The following is a 16,438-nucleotide window of genomic DNA, read 5'->3' as shown; positions in this document are numbered from 1 at the left end:
GAATGGACTGGCATACAGTCAGGAAAATTACGAGAAGGGCGTTATACCTCCAATGACGGACCTCGTTGATACCACCGAGATGTACCTCCGAACCATTCTGGATTTGGAGGAAGAAGGCATCACTCCGATGCGTGCCCGGATCGCAGAGCGCCTTGACCATTCTGGCCCAACCGTTTCTCAAACCGTTGCACGTATGGAGCGCCACGGTCTCGTGCACGTCGAGAGCGATCGGTCGCTGTCCCTCACACCAGAGGGGCGCAGCCGTGCCGTTTCCGTGATGCGCAAGCACCGCTTGGCCGAGCGACTCCTGGCCGACGTCGTCGGGCTCGATATGGCATACGTCCACGACGAGGCGTGCCGTTGGGAACACGTCATGAGCGAACGCGTCGAGCGTCGACTCGTCGAGTTGCTCAATTCTCCCAAGTTCTCCCCGTATGGAAATGCCATTCCGGGCCTCGAAGAGCTGGGCGTAACCAGCGAGAGGGACGACCCCAAGACCGTGACCCTGACCATTGCCGCCAAGGATTCCTCCGAAGAGGATCGGTTCACGGTTGCCCGCTTCCCGGAAGTGCTGCAATCGGACGTCGAAATCATGAAGGTTCTGGGCCGGGCAGGTCTCCGTCAGGGCGCCGTGATCAGTATCCAACCCAAGGTTGGGGCGATTCACGTGCAGGTAGATGGGGAAGAAGGCGGTGTGGACGTGGACCTGGAGGTCGCGGACCACATTGTCGTCAAGCGCGGCGCCTGACCGGACGTGGCCAAACTTTATTTTCGTTACGGAGCCATGAACTCCGGCAAGTCCACTGCGCTGCTCCAGGCTGCTTTCAACTACGAGGAGCGGGGGCAACGCATCCTCTTGGCCAAGCCAAGAGTGGATACCAAAGGCGAATCCCAGATCGTGTCGCGGCTCGGGGTTGAGCGGGAGGTCAACTTCCTCCTGGGCCCTGAGGATTCCGCACGCGATACCTTTAGGCACCACGCTCAAGGGGAGGACGGAGGGCTCGACATGCACGTCGAGCTGCCACCTGTGGCCTGTCTACTGATCGATGAGGCCCAGTTCCTGACGCCGACTCAGGTCGACGATCTGATGCGCATCGCGGTTCTGGATGGTGTGCCAGTACTTGCCTATGGGATCAGGACCGACTTCCAGACACGCGCTTTTCCCGGGTCCGCCCGATTGCTCGAGCTCTCTCACACTTTGGAAGAGCTCAAAACCATCTGCCGTTGCGGACGTAAAGCCTTGTTCAATGGCCGGCGCGTGGGAGACGACTTCGTCTTCTCCGGAACACAGATAGCCATCGACGGTGAGGCCGTGACCTACGAATCACTGTGCGCTACCTGCTACCTCGACGAGACCCGCGGCATGCTGGGGGAATAGCCCCACGGTCATCAGTGCGTTGAAAAAGTGGCCGAATCTTGACCTTTGACGCCACCAGCTTAATCATTTCGTGACCTTTTCGTGATCCATAGGACCGCTGAGAAAGACCTGGAGGGCCACTCGGAAGGTCGAAAAGTCGTCTGAAAGACCCTGTACCATACGACACGGAAAAAATTTTAAGTGTTACGCCGTGTCTCAGGTCACACCCGCTAGATAAGCCAGCTCCCCCGCAATAGTGCTTGTCAGCGGCCGATTGAGTCTTCTCGTTCGAGGTCGAAAGTGGCGCCCGTCAACCTCGAACAGAACCGGTGACCGCTCTTTGCTCCAGATCGTCGTGACCAAAACGTGACTTTTCCGTGTCCCGTGTGTACTCTCGAACTCGTGCCAATCACTGGTCGAGACGGCACCTTCGGTTAGAACGCCTAGCTCTGCCACTAACCGAAGAACCAAAAACCGATACGTCCGTTGGCAGAGGCGGGGGACCCAATAACGGGTTCTTCTTTGTAAGAGCCCTTGGGGTTAAGTCGCTTGCGCGACCGGGTGTCTCCCATCCGAACCCGACAGCTCACCTCGCAGGCACAGGGAGGAAAACTTTTATTATGACTAAGCACATTGCTCGTCACCGCGCTGCAACCCAGTCCCACGCTGTCCGCAACACCGGTATCGCCGTCGCCGCCGCAGGCGTCATCGCCGGTTCGGTAGCCCCGGCCAACGCATTCGCAACCGCAGCGCCGGCTGACAACGCCTCGTACACCACGCAGTCCTCCAACGTGCAGACTGCTGATTTCAGCACTCAGGCATCCAACACCCAGGCCGTTGACAACGGTGCTCAGGCGTCCAATACCCAGGATGCGGGCAACACCAACGTTTCCGGTGATCGTGCCAAGATCGTTGAGGATGCCAAGGCCGGCATCGGCGGCTCCTACGTTTGGGGCGGCTCGGACTTCAAGGCTTGGGACTGCTCGGGCTTCGTGTCCTACGTCGCCGCACAGTCCGGAGTCCAGCTCGATTCCTACACCCACTCGATGAAGAACCAGCTGACCCCGACCTCTGCTCCTCAGCCGGGTGACGTCGTCTTCACCAATGGTTACGAGCACGTTGGCATCTACCTCGGTGATGGCCAGATGGTCTCCGCATTGAACCCCTCGCAGGGCACCGAAATCACTTCGGTTGACGGCGGCGGAATGATGCCGGTTGACGGCTACTACAGCATGCCCGGAATGTAATTTCGGCACACTGACTTCACCTTATGAGTAATAAGGGGCGCCTGGGAGGGAAACCCGGGCGCCCCTTTTTTATGCCCGATCACTCCGGGTCTGCGCTCCCGGCACGTCACCCCGCAGAGTCTGCGGGGGACAAATGGCACCACGGCCGGATTGAGCGCAAATCTCCCGAGTGCGTATTCTCCCGACTATATTCGCCTCGCTCGTTGAATTTATGACTATGCTGGACAAGTAGGTTTTTCCTCCTTGGGCGAGTTGAGTCATCACGGCGAAAGCTCGTCACTTCGGAGCCGTTACCGGTTCCGAGCGATGCGGCCCCCGTGGACCAGTGGGGGTCGCATTTTTGCGCTCGGACCAAGGTTGACGATCTATCATGAGGTCATGCCCTCACAGTTTGAACCCCCCAAGAGCAGCAGCGATCAAGAATTCCAGGCAATGGCCGTAGGCATGGTGGCAGGTGCGGTTCCTGGGATCATCATCGGACTGATCCTGTCCTTCTCGCTCGGCAACCCCGCAATGTGGGTCTCCATCGTCGGCGGAATCGGCATCATTATCGGCCTCGTGTCGGCCGTCATCTACAACCGCTCTCGTTCTCGTAAGAACCGTGAGAATGGTACGGGCGGCGAATCAAAGCGCGACTGACATGCCGCCTCACTCGGTCCGAAGCGCTTCGACCTCTGACCGAAGGTTTTGGCGAGCCTGTTTCTCCCACAACCGGTTGGCCATGTCCGTGAGATAAAGCCTGTCCTGGCCAAGGAATCCTTCCAGGATTTCGGTACGGGTCCTGCGGAAGATTCCCTCCGGGACATGGGAGTATTCTCGACGTACCGAGGTGACATATCGCTCGTACCGCCCCCGTGAAGCCGCCAGGATTCCCAGATCGGCGTCGTGAAAGATCGGCCAGAGGGGTTCGTTGGATGCTTGGGTGTGATCGATCGTTCCGAGGATGACTGCCTGTATGCGACTGATTTCTGCGGTCCCCACATGCCCGGTGAGGTGGGCTACGGCCAGTTCGGCGCTTGCTCGTTCGTCCTCGCCCGGTATGCCGTGATATACAGCGTCGTGGTACCAGGATGCGATTCGCAGGATGCGGGAGGATTCAGGGCCGATGCTCTCCGCGTTGCCGAGTACGCGCACGTTTCCGAGGACCTCGGACAAGTGAACAGATGTGTGATATTCGCGACCCTGTGCGTCCCATCGATCCAGCAGAATGTCCCCGAGCTCGGGGGCTGTGGGGACAAGGGTGTTCCACTCGCGCGCTAGGCGTCCCCGAAGTCTGGCCGGTCGTTCTTTGGCCGGGATTCTCAGGCCCGACGCCGTGAGACGGCGTGTGAGCTCATGTGCCGTCACGCGCGTGGCGCCTGCGGCGACGGCCTCGTCGATCAAGTGTGCCGGAACGTCGTAGTGATCGTGATCGAATGCTCTGGGACTGATTGAGGTTCGACCCACCAGTTCGTGCAGTTCTTCGAGACTGGAATCGGATACGAGATGGGAGAACACTGTTCCGTGCGCGGGCCACAAAGGCGGGTCAATCAAAACGGCCATGACTCCAGCATCGCACGCAAACCCTGTAGACTAGAGCGGTGCGCCCTCGTAGCTCAGGGGATAGAGCACGGCTCTCCTAAAGCCGGTGTCGGTGGTTCGAATCCACTCGAGGGCACTTATTCTTTTCCGGGGTGCGGAGTTTCACGTGCGTCGTGCCTGAATTCTGCGGGGACGGCGGGCTTCGAGTGAACCGAGCAGGCCCGCTCTTGGTGATCGGGGCGATAGCCGGCACGCCAGTCGGCTTGCGATGGCCTCGGCAATACCTCGCCATGAGAGATATATGTGAAAACCCGAGCTGTATATCTCGACCTTGTGAAGACCGTAATCCATAAATGCACAAGAATTGTGGATCCGTGTCGATGAATTCTGATTCTTCCCGTGCCGACAGCGTTGGGCCGTCTATGAATCGCTACGTGGTTCTTGGTGCCGGTTCCGGCGTGAGAGGGAAGAGGGCCCGGGCAGAGGGTTGCTCTCGTTTCTGATGCGGAAGCATGGTTTGGGTATCCGTTAGGCTGCGGGTCGGGCTAGTATGCCCTGAGTTCCGCTCGCGCCACGGTTTGTCGAGTGGAATAAGAGAGGGCGAGCGGACCTCATAGGATCCGCCCGCCCCTCACAGTGTTAGTTGCCGAAGATCGCGGAGACGATCTTCTCGATGACGGCTACGATGTCGCCGCCCGCGACGAGAGCTGCTTTGATGATTCCTGCAATATCCACGGATTCTCCATCGTGTTGGTTCTTGGATGTACCGTCCCGAAATGCCGCAACCTCCCACGCGCCGACAACAGGGTTATCGGAACAATGGGGCGCCATGGCATTCCGAGGCGGCGCTCCTCGTATGGTTCCTTATTTTCTGTACTTGAAAGTACAGAACAGACCTTAGGGGCAGAAGAGTGTGTGCGCAAGGATTTAAATCAATGCAAAATTGAAGGGAATTTTGGAGAGCTTTTGTTCTTGCGCAGCCCACGGGGGCGCGGGGGTGGTGAGGCCACTCGGTTCGTTCTGCGTGATGCAAATTGTGTTGCTTCTTGAGCACTTCATGGTCAGACCTAGCGGGCGGGCGATGTGTCGGCGGCCCTGGGGTGCCCGACTGTGGGGTGTGGAAGGCGGAAGCGGCATTGATTGGATTGCATCAACGACTGGGCGCCTCTATTCGCAATGCTATATATTCTGGGTAGAATAATTGACGCGGAATATTCCGAAGGGGGACGCGTCGAACTCAAAGCGTTGGCGGTAACGGTGCTGGGTCTGCTCCGCGAAGGCCCAATGCATCCGTACGAAATGTTCCAGGTGCTTAGGAAGCGCGGGGACGACCAAGTGATCAAAGTCAGTCCTGGAGCGCTGTACCACGCCGTCGAAAAATTGGAAGAAAGCGGCCTGGTCAGAATCGACCGGATCGAGCGGGAAAGCAACCGGCCGGAACGGACCGTGTATGCCCTCGAACCGTCCGGCGAACGGGCCGCGACAGACTGGGTGATTTCCGAGCTTTCCAAAGTTCGGAATGAGTATCCGGTCTTTCCTGTGGCGCTGGCCGTCGCACCCAAACTTCCGTGGAGGACGGTCAGAGGGGCCTTCGAGCAAAGGATCAAGGAACTGCACGAGCTTCGCGCGAGCAGGATCGAACGCCTCAACCATGCTCGGGAAGCCGACATCAGCGAGATCTTCCTTCTGGAAGACACCTATCTGCTGGAAGTGCAGACAGCACAGCTCAACCACATGCAGCGCACCATCGATCTCGTCGAGAGCGGCGCACTGACGTGGCCCTAGATTTTCCCCACACCGACTTCCTGAAAGAAGAATTATGAGTTCCGAATACACTCCGCGGCACAGCGGTGCCACCCCGGAGAAGGCGCGTGGGGAGACCACATCCACCGCTTCGAACCCCGCGGAAATGCCGCCGGCAGAGGAGTTGCCTGAAGCCCCCCGCGGTGAGGGCGTCGACCCCAAAAAAGAAGACAAACAGGCATGGAGTGCGCTCTGGGCCATTGTGATCGGGTTCTTTATGATCCTGATCGACGCAACCATCGTCTCCACCGCGATGCCGGCGATCATGAATCACTTTGACACCGACATCAATCAGGTCGTGTGGGTCACGAGTGCCTACTTGCTCGCCTACGCCGTGCCTCTGTTGGTCACCGGAAGGCTGGGTGATCGTGTCGGTCCCGGCCGAATGTATTTGGGCGGCCTTGCGCTGTTCACGCTGGCGTCATTGTGGTGCGGCCTGTCCGGCACGGTTGAGATGCTCATCGTCGCCCGTGTCTTCCAGGGGTTGGGTGCAGCGATCATGACCCCCCAAACCATGGCGATCATTACCCGAATGTTCCCTCCAGAGCGTCGCGGTGCTGCGATGGGTATCTGGGGCGCGACTGCCGGCGTCGCCAGCTTGCTGGGACCGATCCTGGGCGGGCTCCTGGTCGACAGCCTGGGCTGGGAATGGATCTTCTTCGTCAACATCCCGGTGGGCATCTTCGCGTTCATTCGTGCCTGGCAGAAAGTTCCCAAGCTCGAAATCCACCGGCACAAGTTGGACTACCTCGGGGTCGTGTTGAGCGCCATCGCGATGTTCCTCATCGTCTTCGGAATCCAGGAAGGCCACGGACACGACTGGGGCAAGATATGGGGGCCCATCACGGTCCCGGAACTGATTATCGCCGGCGTGATCTTCCTCGCTCTATTCGTGGTCTGGCAGAAGATCACCACGGCAGAACCACTGATCCCTCTCGGGTTGTTCCGTGACAGGAACTTTTCCTTGGGAAACTCTGCGATCAGCATGGTGGGGCTGATGATCGTGTCGTTCGTACTGCCGCTGATGCTGTACTACCAGCTCGTTCGCGGCATGGCCCCGACCCAGGCTGCACTGATGATTGCTCCGATGGCCATCGTCTCGGGCGTGCTGGCCCCCGTCGTCGGGCGCTTGATCACGGCCGCCAGGGCTCCTTTCATCGCAGTCTTCGGACTCCTGATGAATGTGCTGGGCCTGGTGGGGTACTGGTTCTTCATGGCACCCGATACATCAATCTGGATCATGTTGATTCCCTCGTTCATCATGGGCATCGGGGGATCCTGCATGTGGGCGCCGATTTCCATCACGACGACGCGCGACTTGTCTCCGCAGCAGGCCGGTGCGGGATCCGGCGTCTTCAACACGACCCGTCAGGTCGGCTCCGTTCTCGGCTCGTCATTGATCGCGATGATGATGGAGAACCGCATCGCAGCGAACCTGCCCCAGATGTCAGGGCAATCCGCCCAAGGGGGAGAGGCCGCAGCCGGCAGTACCCAATTGCCGGAGATGCTTCGTGACGGGTACGCGACCGCGATGGGGCAGAGTATCTTGCTTCCCGCAGCGGCCGTGCTCCTCGCCGCCGTGGTTGCGGCTTTCTTCCGTCCCCGCAAGCTGGATCGTTCGAAGCAGGCCTGATCCGGAGCACGGGGGTCAGCGCACCGGTTGCTGGCCCTCGAGCTCGCCTCGAGAAAAAGCGTCCAATTTTCCCCGGATCAATCGCGTCGCGAGCCACGCCGCCTCAATGATCAGGACGACCAACAGGACCCACCGGATGAGGATGAGCGCCGTCGCGACCGCCGGCCCTGAGCCGGCAGGGTCGGCGAGGGCGGCGTCGGTTGTGAAGCTGCCCGCGAGGAAAATGAGCATGAAGAGGATCGGGGGAGTCCACAGGAACCAGCGCAAACCACCCTTGAGCCCGGAAGCAGCGATCATGGCGATCCACGCGGCGCTCAGGAAAATCGGGGTGACGAGTCCCCAAGACCAATGGACTGAAGAGTAGGCCTGGAGCCCTTGGCCGCCGAGTTGGTCTGCGACGCGTTGTGCCTCGGACGGGAAACCCAGAGGCCGCAGTTCCGGCAAGGCCACGCCGGCGCTCGCTCCCAGTTGAGGGAGCACCCATGCGTGGAGGAAGACGAACATCAGGATCGAAACCACGAGAAGTGCGCCGGTGATGACCCCGACGGAGGATTTCTGCTGGGGACGTGTTCGCGGAGAAGAAACCGATGCAGGCTGAGGGTGGGCCGAGGCTCTCCTCGGCTGATCATTGGATGCCCGAGTGCCTGGGCTCTGTGTTTGTACGGCGTACCGCGGCGGTGAGGAAGGTTCCACCCGGTTACCGTACATGCGCCGTTTTTGCCCCTTCGACATACCCATAGTCCAATTATGGACCTTGCGGGCGTGGACGGGGGAGCCAATCGAAACTATGTTCGCCTAGACTGGTTCTCGGTATGGATTTTCTGCGCGACTCTTCCTTTTTTACGCCCGAGAGCTCCTCGTCCACTGGACCGGGAGCCGGACCTCGTGATCCTCAGTCATTGGTTGAGGGTCTCAACGAGCATCAGGCTGCGGCGGTGACACACTCGGGTTCGCCCTTGTTGATTGTCGCCGGGGCCGGATCCGGCAAAACCCGTGTTCTGACGCATCGCATCGCTTATCTGCTCGCAACGGGTCGCGCGCATCAGGGCGAGATCTTGGCGATCACTTTCACGAACAAGGCCGCGGCAGAGATGCGCGAGCGCGTCGTCGAATTGGTGGGACCACGTGCCGAAAAGATGTGGATTTCGACCTTCCACAGTTTCTGTGTCCGTGTTCTGCGCCGCGAGGCGGGCACGCTGGGGATGAAATCCTCGTTTTCGATCTATGATGCCGCGGACTCCCTGCGGCTGGTGACTTTGATCGCCAAGGAATTCGAACTCGACTCCAAGAAGTTCGCTCCCAAGGCTCTGCAACACCGGATCTCGGCGCTCAAGAACGAGCTGATCGATGCCGAGCAAAATGCTTCTTCCGCCTCCAGCACTGACCCGTGGGAATCGAATGTTGCTCGGGTGTACAGCGAATACACCCGTCGGTTGCGTGCGGCGAATGCGATGGATTTCGACGACCTCATTGCGGAAACGGTCTTCATGTTCCGCGCCTTTCCCCAAGTCGCCGAGTATTACCGACGCCGGTTCCGCCACATTCTGGTTGACGAGTACCAAGACACCAACCATGCCCAGTACGCGCTCGTCCGAGAACTTACCGGTCACGATGCCGCTCGAAATTCCTCTCAGGATCAAGCGACGCCGTATCCCCAAGGAGCCGAACCGGCCGAATTGACGGTTGTAGGTGATTCCGACCAGTCCATTTATGCGTTCCGTGGGGCCGATATCCGGAACATCACCGACTTCGAACGGGATTACCCCTCGGCGCGCACTATCCTGTTGGAACAGAATTACCGGTCCACGCAGAACATTCTGAGCGCGGCAAACTCGGTGATTGAACGCAATCCCAACCGCCGTGACAAGAAACTGTGGACTGCCTCCGGAGATGGCGCTCTCATCACGGGTTACGTCGCTGAGAACGAACACGCCGAGGCACGGTTCATCGCCGAGGAAATCGACCGACTTCGGGATGAAGAGGGAGTCGCTCCGGGCGACGTCGCCGTGTTCTACCGGACCAATGCGCAGTCGCGCTCGGTGGAAGAGATCTTGATGCGAGTTGGTCTTCCATATCGCGTGGTGGGTGGGACACGGTTCTACGAGCGCAAAGAGATCAAGGATGCGCTCTCGTACCTGCGCGCTCTCATGAATCCGGATGACGACATCAGCGTTCGTCGCATCCTCAACGAGCCGAAGCGTGGAATCGGCGCGCGGTCCGAAGGCGCGATCGCAAACCTCGCGTCCAGGAACCGGACTTCATTCATGGCCGCGGCCCGTAATGCTGAGGAAGCTCCCGGCCTGGCCGCAGCCGGTGCCAAGAAGATCGGTGCGTTCGTGACTCTGATGGACGATCTCGAGCAGATCGCTTCCACGGAGTCGGCCGCGACCTGTCTCGAGGCCGTTTTGGAACAGTCCGGATATTTGGAGGCGCTCCGGACCTCGGACGATCCGCAGGATGAATCGCGGGTGGAAAACCTCGCCGAGCTCGTGGCGGTGGTTCGCGAATTCGAAAGAGACAACCCGGAGGGCGGGCTGACCGAATTCCTGGAGCACGTCTCGCTGGTGGCCGACGCGGACCAGATCCCGAATCGACCGAAACAGGGCGACGAAGAGGAAGGTGGCGTCTCGGCTGCCCAGGTCGCGCGGGAGGTTGCTGAGGCTCGCGAACAGGGCGTCGTGACCCTGATGACCCTGCACACTGCCAAAGGACTCGAGTTCCCGGTCGTTTTCCTAACGGGCATGGAGCACGGGATTTTCCCGCATCAGCGGGCACTGGCCGATGAAAACGAGATAAGTGAGGAACGCCGCATCGCATATGTGGGGCTGACCCGCGCGATGGAGAGGCTCTACCTGACTCGAGCTGAATCGCGTTCCATGTGGGGCCAGGGGCAATTCAACCCGCCGTCCCCGTTCCTGGAGGAGATTCCGGAGCACCTAATTGATTGGAAACGACTCGGGGCGGCTTCGGGATTCTCCGCGGGAGGATTCGGTTCGCCTGTATACGGTTCCGGTGCATTCGGGGGCGGTCCGGGTCGACGCGACCACGGAACCTGGAGTGGATCCGGGGCATGGGGTGGACGTGGTACCGGTCCTACCCAGCGTCCGGCACCTTCAAGTCACGACGCCGGATATTCCGGCGGAATCGAAGGGTCGCCGAACTTGGGCACGCGTGCAACCAAGGCATCTCGCATCAATCAGTCGAAGGAAATTCCCTCCCTGGCCATCGGGGACACCGTCGAGCACAAGACATTCGGCACGGGCCGCGTCATCGCATTGGAAGGCGGAGGCGACAAAACGGTGGCCAAGGTTCGATTCGCCAACGAGGAAAAGCGGCTGCTCCTTCGCTACGCGCCGTTGAAGAAGGTCGAGCAGTAGCCGTCTCGCCGGACGATTCAAAGATGACGAGGAACAGCACCCCAGCTCCGAGGATGACGTAAGGGCGTGGGCCCACGACCTGCTGACCTGGAAAAATGCCGGTAGGGTGTTGTGGAAACCACATCTTTGAAGGGCATTTATGACCTCCTCATCTGACAGCCGGTCTTCCGAAAACACGGCGCATCGTCAACTCGACGCAACGGACCCGGACGACAGTCAGAGGCGAAAAGCCGTCGTTTCCAGTTTCCTCGGAAATTTTGTCGAGTGGTTCGACTACGGCGCCTACAGCTATTTGGCCGTTACGATCGGTGCCGAGTTCTTTCCCGGAAACGCCGAGAATTCCACATTCTTGGCCTTCGGGCTTTTTGCCGTGGCGTTCTTGATCCGACCCGTGGGGGCTTTCTTCTGGGGCCATTGGGGAGACCGCTTCGGGCGAACCAAAACCCTTGCGTGGTCGATCCTTCTCATGACCAGCGCAACTTTCCTCATCGGGTGCATGCCGGGCGCATCCTCTATAGGAATCGCCGCTCCGATCATTTTGCTCGTTCTCCGATTGGTCCAGGGCTTTTCCGCATCCGGCGAATACGCCGGCGCTTCCGCTCTCCTGAGCGAATTCGCACCCCAAGGTAAACGAGGACGATACGCGTCGGTGGTTCCGGCTTCGACGGCGTCGGGTCTGCTCCTGGGCTCGCTCGCAGCGACACTGTTGTACGGATTGTTGGACGAGACCGCCATGAACGCGTGGGGTTGGCGACTGCCGTTCCTCATAGCTGCGCCTCTCGGCCTGATCGGCCTGTACATTCGGCGAAAAATAGAAGACACTCCGGCATTCGTCAAGCACAACACCAACCAAATGGAGATCGTCAAGCGGGGCCAGAAGCCCACGCCGCCCCTGGTCGAATTGGTCACCCACGCCCCGAAGCAGCTGGTCCAGGGGCTCGGAATCGTCCTGCTGAATGCCGTCGGCTTCTACGTGGTGCTGACTTTCATGCCGACGTATCTGGCCGAGAACCTGGGCTACGACGCGACGGCCTCTCAACTGGCGACGACGTTGTCCCTGGTTACCTACATCGCGTTCATCTTCCTTACGGGATCCATAGCCGACCGGATAGGCAGAAGGCGCACGCTGATCCTCGCTTCTACATTGTTCATCTTCCTTTCGATCCCAGCCTTCGCGGTCATGGGCACGGGGCACTATTGGCTGGCCGTCTCCGCCCTGGTGGTCATGGGCGCATTTCTGTCCCTCAACGACGGCGCATTGCCGTCGGCCGTTTCAGAATTGTTCCCCACCGCCGCGCGTTTCAGCGGATTCGCCCTGGTCTTCAACATCGGCAACGCGCTCTTCGGGGGACCGATGAGTGCCGTCAACACCTGGCTGATCGACAAGACCGGTAACACCATGTGGCCGGCGTATTTGCTGATGGGCGCGGCCCTTCTCGCCCTGGGCGCCGTCGTATGGTCGAAAGACCGCTCCGACTCATCTCTCGAATTCGGCGATCCGGTTGAACCCGCCGAAGAAAAGATTGCGTGAATTGTGACTCAGGGACCACTGTTTCGCGGTGAAACACGGCCTTTCTAGTTAGGGTGCCTACCACCTTCTGAGCTAAAGTCGCCTCAGGGGAGCGTCTGTCTCCCGCGATGATCGATGGGTCACGGCGGATGAGGGCGCTCCACGACAATCAAGCCGGATGGGCTGGACGGTTCACCCGGCACGACTTCGACGAAGAAGGACACATATCCGTGGACCTGTTTGAATTCCAGGCACGCGATCTCTTCGAGAAGCACGGTGTACCCGTACTTCAAGGGATCGTTGCCGAAACTCCCGAAGAAGCAAAAGCTGCCGCTGAGAAGATCGGTGGCGTGACCGTCGTCAAGGCGCAGGTCAAGGTGGGCGGTCGCGGCAAGGCCGGCGGCGTCAAGGTCGCCAAGTCGGCCGACGAAGCTTACGAATACGCTTCCCAGATTCTGGGCATGGACATCAAGGGTCACACCGTCAACCGCGTGATGATCGCGCAGGGTGCGGACATCGCCGAGGAATACTACTTCTCGGTTCTTCTTGACCGTGCCAACCGCTCCTACCTGGCCATGTGCTCCGTAGAAGGCGGCATGGAAATCGAGCAGCTCGCAGAGGAGCGCCCAGAGGCATTGGCCCGCGTCGAGGTCAACCCGGCCGACGGGCTGAACCAGGCCAAAGCGGAAGAAATTGTCGCTGCCGCAGGCTTCCCCGAGGAGCTCCGTTCCAAGGTCGCTCACGTGCTGGTCAAGCTGGGAGAGGTCTTCGACAAGGAAGACGCGACCCTGGTTGAGGTCAACCCGCTGGTCAAGACCGGCGAAGGCGACATCCTTGCGCTCGACGGCAAGGTGTCCCTGGATGACAATGCCGAGTTCCGTCACGAGGACCACGCAGGTCTCGAGGACAAGTCCTCGACCGATCCGCTGGAGGCCAAGGCAAAGGAAAACGACCTCAACTACGTCAAGCTCGACGGTGAGGTCGGAATCATCGGCAACGGCGCGGGTCTCGTCATGTCCACGCTCGACGTGGTGGCCTATGCCGGCGAAAAGCACGGTAACGTCAAGCCTGCCAACTTCCTTGACATCGGTGGTGGCGCCTCTGCTGAGGTCATGGCCAACGGTCTCGACGTCATCCTCGGCGATGACCAGGTCAAATCGGTTTTCGTCAACGTCTTCGGCGGAATCACGGCATGTGACGCCGTGGCCACGGGCATCGTCAAGGCCCTGGAGATCCTCGGAGACACGGCAACTAAGCCGCTCGTTGTCCGCCTCGACGGCAACAACGTCGAAGAGGGCCGCCGGATTCTGAATGAGGCCAACCACCCGTTGGTAACCCAGGCAGAAACCATGGACTCCGGTGCAGACAAAGCCGCCGAGCTCGCGCATCAGGCTTCCTAAGAACCCGCCGATACATCTCAAGATTTGTAAGGAAAACATGTCTATCTTTTTGAACAAGGACTCCAAGGTCATCGTTCAGGGCATCACCGGCGGCGAGGGAACCAAGCACACCGCGCGCATGCTGGCCGCGGGTACCCAGGTTGTCGGTGGCGTGAATGCACGCAAAGCCGGCACCACGGTGTCCCACAAGGCCCAGGACGGCTCCGACGTCGATCTGCCCGTCTTCGGAACCGTTGACGAGGCCGTCAAGGAGACCGGCGCCAATGTGTCGATCGTCTTCGTCCCGCCGGCATTCACCAAGGACGCCGTGATCGAGGCCATCGACGCCGAGGTGCCCCTCGTCGTCGTCATCACCGAAGGCATCCCGGTCCAGGACTCGGCCGAGTTCTGGGCACATGCCAAGGCCAGCACGGGCGCGGACGGCAAGCCCAAGACGCGGATCATCGGGCCCAACTGCCCGGGCATCATTACCCCCGGCGAGTCGCTCGTGGGCATCACCCCCGCGAACATCACCGGCACGGGCAAGATCGGCTTGGTCTCCAAGTCCGGAACCTTGACGTACCAGATGATGTTCGAGCTGCGTGACATCGGGTTCTCGACCGCGATCGGAATCGGCGGTGACCCCGTTATTGGCACGACGCACATCGATGCCCTCGAGGCCTTCGAAGCGGATCCCGAGACCGAGGCGATTGTGATGATCGGTGAGATCGGCGGAGACGCCGAGGAGCGCGCCGCGGATTACATCAAGGACCACGTCACCAAGCCGGTCGTCGGCTACGTCGCGGGCTTTACCGCTCCCGAGGGCAAGACCATGGGCCACGCAGGCGCCATCGTCTCCGGCTCCTCCGGCACGGCCGAGGCCAAGAAGGAGGCCCTCGAGGCCGCCGGCGTGAAGGTCGGCAAGACTCCTTCCGAGTCTGCTCAGCTCATGCGCGAGATCTTCGCGAACAAGTAAACTCGACCGAGTTTCGCCCAACCGCCCGGACCATCAGGTCCGGGCGGTTTTGCGTAGGCGCACGCTCACGGGAATAACACGAAGTGAGCAGTGTTCTACTGAACAGACAACCGTCGAAGGAGCCGTATGCAGTCCTTGTTTGCCGAAGCATTTCCCGAGCTGTCCGTCGAATGGAAGGCAGATGAGCCCGAAGACGCCGGTCACATTGTGCTGAACGAGGACTTGGCGGATTTTCTCGGCCTCGATCCGGAGTACCTCCGGAGCCCGGAGGGACTTCGTTTCCTGACAGGTGCAGCACCTTCCGAAGATTCCACGCCAGTGGCCCAAGGATACGCGGGCCATCAATTCGGTTCCTACGCGCCGCGGCTCGGGGACGGCAGAGCGCTTCTTCTCGGTGAGATCACTGCTTCGGACGGCAGACTGCGGGATCTGCACCTCAAAGGGTCCGGGCGAACGCCGTTCGCTCGAGGCAACGCTGATGGGAAAGCCGTCCTAGGCCCGATGCTTCGCGAATACCTCGTGAGCGAAGCCATGTACGCCCTAGGGATCCCCACGACTCGAGCCCTGGCCGTGACCACGACGGGCCAGGACGTCCTTCGCGAGCGGATCCTTCCCGGAGCCGTTCTGGCGCGAGTCGCGAGCAGTCATCTGCGCGTGGGCACATTCCAATACGCCGCGCAGAGTCTCGGGAACTTTGATCTGGTCAGGCGACTGGTCGACGTCGCCCGCGAACGCCACGGTGCAGAAAGTCAGGAACAACCCGACAGCCCGGGCCTGGACTTGTATCAGCGCGTGATCGGCGTTCAGGCCGAGCTGATTGCCCAGTGGATGGCTGTCGGCTTCGTCCACGGCGTCATGAACACCGACAATATGACGATTTCCGGGGAGACGATCGACTACGGCCCCTGCGCTTTCATGGATGCATACTCGCCCGCGACCGTTTTCAGCTCGATCGATTCGGGCGGACGTTACCGTTACGGCAACCAGCCGGGCATCGCCGAATGGAATCTCGCGCGCCTCGGCGAAGCGTTGCTGCCGGTCCTCGACGATGACCCCAACGAAGCCGTCCGAGTCGCGACAGAAGCCCTCCAAACCTTCGCACCCCTCTACGAGTCCGCATGGACACGGGCGATGGCACGCAAGCTGGGACTCGAAGGCGCTTCGGCCGATCACGAGGGGGCCGAGACAGACGAGTCGACGGTCCGCGAGCTTGCGAATGAGCTCTTGGACCTCATGTCGGAATCCGGCCTGGACTTCACCAGCACGTTCCGGTCTCTCTCCGACGCCCTCCGGAGCGAGGACTCATCAGATGCGCTTCGAGAGCGCATCGAGGATCCGCGCTTCGACGCGTGGTTTATCCGTTGGAGCCGGCTCCGGCCGAACCCCGAGGCCATGGATCGGACCAATCCGGTGTACATACCTCGAAACCATCTCGTCGAGGAAGCGCTGTCTGCCGCGAACGACGGGGATATCGGGCTGTTCAGCGATCTGCTCGACGTCGTGACCCATCCGTTCGTCGATAGGCCAGGCTATGAACGGTACGCCGAGCCTGCCCCGGCTGATCAAGGACGCTACGTCACCTACTGCGGCACCTGACCGGCCGACGGACGGCGTGCCACAGCCTGAGGCAACGTG

The 16,438-nt window shown here is 60.3% G+C and carries 14 protein-coding genes, 1 tRNA gene and 1 riboswitch; of the genes, 12 read left to right on the top strand and 3 right to left on the bottom strand.

The window, feature by feature from the left end; genetic code table 11:
• Positions 1-52 precede the first annotated feature (52 nt).
• From EWR20_RS11480 to EWR20_RS11465, 4 genes are all read left to right on the top strand, one after another.
• A complete protein-coding gene (locus EWR20_RS11480) occupies positions 53-748 on the top strand; it encodes a metal-dependent transcriptional regulator (protein WP_129360796.1) in 696 nt (231 codons plus the stop codon).
• Positions 749-754: 6 nt separating this feature from the next.
• Positions 755-1,378 (top strand): thymidine kinase, encoded by a 624-nt coding sequence (locus tag EWR20_RS11475; RefSeq protein WP_129360795.1) that lies wholly within the window; start codon positions 755-757, stop codon positions 1,376-1,378.
• 441 nt (positions 1,379-1,819) lie between these two features.
• Positions 1,820-1,969, top strand: a riboswitch (cyclic di-AMP (ydaO/yuaA leader).
• Between the two features lie 8 nt (positions 1,970-1,977).
• On the top strand, positions 1,978-2,604 hold the full coding sequence (locus EWR20_RS11470) for a C40 family peptidase (protein ID WP_129360794.1): 627 nt from the start codon (positions 1,978-1,980) through the stop codon (positions 2,602-2,604).
• A gap of 378 nt (positions 2,605-2,982) precedes the next feature.
• Positions 2,983-3,243: a hypothetical protein gene (locus EWR20_RS11465; RefSeq protein WP_129360793.1), complete on the top strand. Its 261-nt coding sequence runs from the start codon at positions 2,983-2,985 to the stop codon at positions 3,241-3,243.
• A gap of 9 nt (positions 3,244-3,252) precedes the next feature.
• Here EWR20_RS11465 and EWR20_RS11460 read toward each other — a convergent pair whose 3' ends face one another.
• Positions 3,253-4,146, bottom strand: a complete 894-nt coding sequence (locus tag EWR20_RS11460; RefSeq protein ID WP_129360792.1) for a DUF4031 domain-containing protein — start codon at positions 4,144-4,146, stop codon at positions 3,253-3,255.
• A gap of 42 nt (positions 4,147-4,188) precedes the next feature.
• On the opposite strand from EWR20_RS11460, the gene EWR20_RS11455 reads away from it, so the two are divergent.
• A tRNA-Arg gene (locus EWR20_RS11455) sits at positions 4,189-4,261 on the top strand.
• Between the two features lie 503 nt (positions 4,262-4,764).
• Here EWR20_RS11455 and EWR20_RS11450 read toward each other — a convergent pair.
• The gene (locus EWR20_RS11450; RefSeq protein ID WP_129360791.1) at positions 4,765-4,956 is read right to left on the bottom strand and encodes a hypothetical protein; all 192 of its coding nucleotides are present in this window, start codon (positions 4,954-4,956) and stop codon (positions 4,765-4,767) included.
• A gap of 345 nt (positions 4,957-5,301) precedes the next feature.
• On the opposite strand from EWR20_RS11450, the gene EWR20_RS11445 reads away from it, so the two are divergent.
• Together EWR20_RS11445 and EWR20_RS11440 are read left to right on the top strand one after the other, a co-directional pair.
• On the top strand, positions 5,302-5,910 hold the full coding sequence (locus EWR20_RS11445) for a PadR family transcriptional regulator (RefSeq protein ID WP_129360790.1): 609 nt from the start codon (positions 5,302-5,304) through the stop codon (positions 5,908-5,910).
• Between the two features lie 34 nt (positions 5,911-5,944).
• On the top strand, positions 5,945-7,561 hold the full coding sequence (locus EWR20_RS11440) for a DHA2 family efflux MFS transporter permease subunit (protein WP_255411267.1): 1,617 nt from the start codon (positions 5,945-5,947) through the stop codon (positions 7,559-7,561).
• Positions 7,562-7,576: 15 nt separating this feature from the next.
• Here EWR20_RS11440 and EWR20_RS11435 read toward each other — a convergent pair whose 3' ends face one another.
• A complete protein-coding gene (locus EWR20_RS11435) occupies positions 7,577-8,269 on the bottom strand; it encodes a hypothetical protein (protein ID WP_129360789.1) in 693 nt (230 codons plus the stop codon).
• Between the two features lie 104 nt (positions 8,270-8,373).
• Here EWR20_RS11435 and EWR20_RS11430 point away from each other — a divergent pair, with 104 nt between their 5' ends.
• The 5 genes from EWR20_RS11430 (at position 8,374) to EWR20_RS11410 (ending at position 16,399) form a co-directional block, all read left to right on the top strand.
• Entirely contained in the window at positions 8,374-10,938 is a 2,565-nt protein-coding gene (locus tag EWR20_RS11430; protein WP_129360788.1) for a UvrD-helicase domain-containing protein, read from the top strand.
• Between the two features lie 139 nt (positions 10,939-11,077).
• The gene (locus EWR20_RS11425; RefSeq protein WP_129360787.1) at positions 11,078-12,469 is read left to right on the top strand and encodes an MFS transporter; all 1,392 of its coding nucleotides are present in this window, start codon (positions 11,078-11,080) and stop codon (positions 12,467-12,469) included.
• A gap of 209 nt (positions 12,470-12,678) precedes the next feature.
• Positions 12,679-13,848: an ADP-forming succinate--CoA ligase subunit beta gene (gene sucC / locus EWR20_RS11420; RefSeq protein WP_129360786.1), complete on the top strand. Its 1,170-nt coding sequence runs from the start codon at positions 12,679-12,681 to the stop codon at positions 13,846-13,848.
• Positions 13,849-13,885: 37 nt separating this feature from the next.
• Complete coding sequence (gene sucD, locus EWR20_RS11415) at positions 13,886-14,803, top strand: succinate--CoA ligase subunit alpha (protein WP_129360785.1); 918 nt, start codon at positions 13,886-13,888, stop codon at positions 14,801-14,803.
• Positions 14,804-14,929: 126 nt separating this feature from the next.
• Positions 14,930-16,399, top strand: coding sequence for a protein adenylyltransferase SelO (locus tag EWR20_RS11410; protein ID WP_129360784.1), 1,470 nt, complete (start codon positions 14,930-14,932; stop codon positions 16,397-16,399).
• The last annotated feature ends 39 nt before the right edge of the window (positions 16,400-16,438 follow it).

It is taken from the genome of Rothia uropygioeca (assembly GCF_004136585.1).
Classification (GTDB): Bacteria; Actinomycetota; Actinomycetes; order Actinomycetales; family Micrococcaceae; genus Rothia.
Note: the sequence above shows the minus strand (reverse complement) of the source record. Positions and strands in the feature narration are given on the sequence as shown.